Origin of the sequence: Blastomonas sp. UPD001, from assembly GCF_003426715.1 — a bacterium.
Lineage (GTDB): Bacteria > Pseudomonadota > Alphaproteobacteria > Sphingomonadales > Sphingomonadaceae > Blastomonas.
In genome coordinates this window covers 333,005-337,111 of record NZ_QKVT01000001.1, presented here as the reverse complement: position 1 = coordinate 337,111, position 4,107 = coordinate 333,005, and the positions used below count along the sequence as shown (strand labels likewise).

Below are 4,107 nucleotides of genomic sequence, written 5' to 3'. Positions count from 1 at the left end.
TTGCCCCTCTCCCCGACCCTCTCCCCTCAAGGGGAGAGGGAGAAGGCACTAACGATGGCACTGCATTTTGAACTCGTCACCCCCGAAAAGCTGGTCCGCTCCGAAGCGGTGCATATGGTCGTCGTGCCCGGCGCCGAGGGCGAGTTCGGCGTGCTCGAAGGCCATGCGCCGCTGATGTCGACCGTCCGCGACGGCCTGGTCTCGATCTACAAGAGCGAGGGCGCGCAGCCGGAAACCATCGCGATCGAGGGCGGCTTTGCCGAGGTCAACGAAAAGGGCCTGACGATCCTGGCCGAGCGCGTCTCGGGCTGATTTCAGGTATTCAAACCATCCCCGTTTTCCGGCGAAAGCCGGAACCCAGAGCGGCTAAAAAACCGCTGGGAATTATCGGCCCCTGGACTCCGGCTTTCGCCGGAGAACGTTTAGGCTCAACGGCCCCCTACTTCCCCGCAACCCGCTTGTACCGCCACGCCTGTGCCCGGCTGCCGTCGCGCATGCTCGCCTCGGCCATCAGCATGTCGCCTTCCATCCAGTATCGGATGCGCTGCGGATAATCGTGGTTCGAATTGACGAACACGATCTCCGCCGGCCCCGCCTTGACTGCGCGAAACGCCGCGGCCGGATTGCCGAAGGGCGCACCGTAGAACATCAGGTCGCCATTCTCGTTACGCGCGATGCGCATGAATTCGTACGTCGTGACCTCGTCGCCGCGCCCGCCGCGACCGGTGCCCAGCATCGTCTCGGCGCGGCAGCCGGTCCAGTTCTCCTCGGTCCAGCGACCTTCGGCTTCTTCCGAAACCCAGCGCCCCTCGATCCAGCAGGGCAATGACGGTGGCGCGGGCAGCGTCGCCATCTGCATCGCCATTGCCCATATCCATCCCGTCAATGCCATGACTGCCCTTCCCTATTTGCGTCCGTCGCGCAGCAGATAGATGCCGCTGGCGATGATCACCCCGGTGCCCGCCAGTGCGACGAGATCGGGATAGTCGCGATAGAAGACCACGCCGATCGCGATGGCAACGATGATCTGCACATAGACCATCGGTGCGACGGTCGCCGCCGAACTGCGCGCGGTGGCAAGATAGACGAACATGTGGCTGAAGCTCGCAGACACCGCGACGGTGGCGCACACGATAACGACATACCAGCTCGGCCAGCCGATCTGCAGCGACGGCACCCCCGACAGATGGCCGAGCGCGGCATAGAGGATCAGCAGCGGCGCGGCGATGGCGGCGACGAGGAACTGCATCAGCAGAACGCTGCCCGATCCGGCGGCGCGCGCGTTGCTCATCATCAGCCCGCTCATCCCGAACGCGGCGGCGAGCGGCAGAAAGGCCGCCCAGCCGAGATCGGCAAAGCTCGGCCTGAGCACGATCATCACGCCGACAAAGGCGATCAGCGTCGCGACCCAGCGCCCCGGGCTCAGCCGCTCCTTGTAGAGAATCGCCGAGATCACCGCGGTCAGCAGCGGTGCCATGAACTGGATCGAGGTCGCCGTCGCCAGCGGCATCAGGAAGATGCTGGAGAAGAAGGTTACCGTTGCCCCGGCGAGAAAGAATCCGCGTGCCAGCTGTACCCGGGGGCGCGGGAAGCGGAAGCCTTGCGGACCTTCGCGGATCAGCAGCACCAGCCCAAGACCGATCGCGCCCAGCGTGAAGCGCAGCGCCGCCACCGCCATGCCCGGCCATTGGCCTGCGGTCGACTTGATCAGCCCGTCGCCGCACGAGAGCAGCGCAAAGCCGACCAGCGCAAACAGCATCCCCGCGCCGCGATTGCGGCGTCCGGCATCGCCTGCACCGGGTTTCGTCGTATTTTCGGACAAGGGGTCGCGCCTGCTGGTGGGTTGTTAACTTTTGCCCGGCTTAATGCCCGATACTGGCACGGATGCAAGCACCATCGGGGCAGGCACGCAGCGGCAAGGGCCTGGCAGAACCGCCTGTTAGGACATTGTCAAAGTTTCCGGGCTATTCACCATGAACCATCAGGGCAGCCTTGTCGGCTGTCTGCGACATATTCCGGGATAATCGGTCACCATGAGCGCGTTTGGCAGAAAGAATGGGATTGGACAGATGGGGCCCGGCGCGCGGCCGAGCTTCGGCGTCGCCCGCCCGATGAAGGGTGGCGCGGCCACCCCGCCGCCCGAAGCGCGCCTCGGCCTGTCGCTCGACATGGGCGGCGACCAGTTCCCCGATCTCGACACGGTCGATCTGCCCGGCCTCGACATGATCGACATGACGCCCGAAAGCGCCGCGCTGAACGACGCGATGACGCGCCTTTCGGACCGCGCCAATTCGGTTGCCGATAGCGGACCCAAGGTGGAAGGCTTCGAAGCCTCGGTCCACAAGATCAAGGAACAGGTGCTGCCGCGCCTGCTCGAACGCGTCGACCCGGAAGCCGCCGCAACGCTCACCAAGGACGAGCTGGCCGAGGAATTCCGCCCGATCATCCTCGAGGTGCTCGCCGAGCTCAAGCTCACCCTCAACCGGCGCGAGCAGTTCGCGCTGGAAAAGGTGCTGATCGACGAGCTGCTCGGCTTCGGCCCGCTCGAGGAACTGCTCAACGATCCCGAGATCACCGATATCATGGTCAACGGGCCCGAGCAGACCTATATCGAAAAGAAGGGCAAGCTGCAGATCGCGCCGATCCAGTTCCGCGACGAGGAGCATCTGCTGCAGATCGCCCAGCGCATCGTCAACCAGGTCGGCCGCCGCATCGACCAGACGACGCCGCTCGCTGACGCCCGCCTCAAGGACGGCAGCCGCGTCAACGTCATCATCCCGCCGCTGTCGCTGCGCGGCACCGCCATCTCGATTCGTAAGTTCTCCGAAAAGCCGATCACGCTCGACAATCTGAAGGATTGGGGCGCGATGTCGGAAAAGATGGCGACCGCGCTCAAGATCGCAGGCGCCTGCCGCTTCAACATCGTCATTTCGGGCGGTACCGGCTCGGGCAAGACGACCATGCTCAACGCGCTGTCGAAGATGATCGACCCGGGCGAGCGCGTGCTGACCATCGAGGACGCGGCCGAATTGCGTCTGCAGCAGCCGCACTGGCTGCCGCTCGAAACGCGCCCGCCGAACCTGGAGGGCAAGGGCGCAATCAGCATCGGCGATCTCGTCAAGAACGCGCTGCGTATGCGTCCCGACCGCATCATTCTCGGCGAAATTCGTGGCGCGGAGTGCTTCGACCTGCTCGCCGCGATGAACACCGGTCACGACGGATCGATGTGTACGCTCCACGCCAACAGCCCGCGCGAAGCGCTCGGCCGTATGGAAAACATGATCCTGATGGGTGACATCAAGATCCCCAAGGAAGCGATCAGCCGCCAGATCGCCGAATCGGTCGACATCATCGTCCAGGTCAAACGCCTGCGCGACGGTTCGCGCCGCGTGACCAACGTGACCGAGGTGATCGGCATGGAGGGCGAGGTCATCGTCACCCAGGAACTGTTCAAGTTCGAATATCTGGACGAAGGCAGCGACGGCAAGATCATCGGCGAATATCGCTCGACGGGCCTGCGCCCGTATACGCTGGAAAAGGCACGCCAGTTCGGCTTCGAACAGGCGTTTCTCGAGGCCTGTCTCTGATCAGAAGCCCTTCAGCGCGAAGGCGGCCGAGATGATCGCGCCGGTGATCGCCAGCATCGAGATACTGGTCCACGGCATGAAACCGACCCGGTCGAAATTGGTGCGCCGCATGCGCCGCGCGTCCGCAAAGGCGGCGGTGCCGGCGAGCGCCGACATGGCAAGGGCCAACTGACCCCAGAGACTGTGAAACATGCGCGCTCCCTTTTTGTGCGCGTCATTTGGGGTGGCGGCCGCCAAAGTCCAGCCCCGATATTGCCAATCCGCCATTAATCTTGACGCTGCGCGGCGTTGGGATCACCCTCCTCTTCCGTAGCGTCTGCAGGGGGGAGGCACGGCATATGCGCGGAACGGGGTTTGTCTGGGGGCTGCTGGCCAAGGCCGCGCCCGACCGAACGGATGGACAGGGGCCGGGGCTCGATCGTCGTCAGGTGCTTGCCGGTATCGCGGCGATGGGCCTTGCCCCTTCGCTGATCGATCCTGCCGAAGCCCGGGTCGGCAGCAGCAGCCGCATCGCGATCAT

Annotated in this window: 6 protein-coding genes; 3 read left to right on the top strand and 3 right to left on the bottom strand. The window is 64.5% G+C overall.

The features are described 5' to 3' along the window. Positions 1-54: 54 nt before the first annotated feature. Positions 55-312, top strand: a complete 258-nt coding sequence (locus DM995_RS21585; RefSeq protein ID WP_023838318.1) for an ATP synthase F1 subunit epsilon — start codon at positions 55-57, stop codon at positions 310-312. A 127-nt stretch (positions 313-439) separates the two neighbouring features. Here DM995_RS21585 and DM995_RS01645 read toward each other — a convergent pair whose 3' ends face one another. Beyond that, positions 440-892: a DUF6265 family protein gene (locus DM995_RS01645; RefSeq protein ID WP_116968281.1), complete on the bottom strand. Its 453-nt coding sequence runs from the start codon at positions 890-892 to the stop codon at positions 440-442. A gap of 12 nt (positions 893-904) precedes the next feature. Beyond that, positions 905-1,822 (bottom strand): DMT family transporter, encoded by a 918-nt coding sequence (locus tag DM995_RS01640; RefSeq protein ID WP_023838320.1) that lies wholly within the window; start codon positions 1,820-1,822, stop codon positions 905-907. Between the two features lie 211 nt (positions 1,823-2,033). On the opposite strand from DM995_RS01640, the gene DM995_RS01635 reads away from it, so the two are divergent. Continuing rightward, a complete protein-coding gene (locus DM995_RS01635; protein ID WP_031318193.1) occupies positions 2,034-3,587 on the top strand; it encodes a TadA family conjugal transfer-associated ATPase in 1,554 nt (517 codons plus the stop codon). Here DM995_RS01635 and DM995_RS21080 read toward each other — a convergent pair whose 3' ends face one another. Further along, on the bottom strand, positions 3,588-3,824 hold the full coding sequence (locus tag DM995_RS21080) for a hypothetical protein (RefSeq protein ID WP_232823973.1): 237 nt from the start codon (positions 3,822-3,824) through the stop codon (positions 3,588-3,590). Between the two features lie 35 nt (positions 3,825-3,859). On the opposite strand from DM995_RS21080, the gene DM995_RS21580 reads away from it, so the two are divergent. Further along, positions 3,860-4,107 (top strand): hypothetical protein (locus tag DM995_RS21580; protein WP_232823972.1); only part of this gene is annotated, 248 nt, incomplete at its 3' end.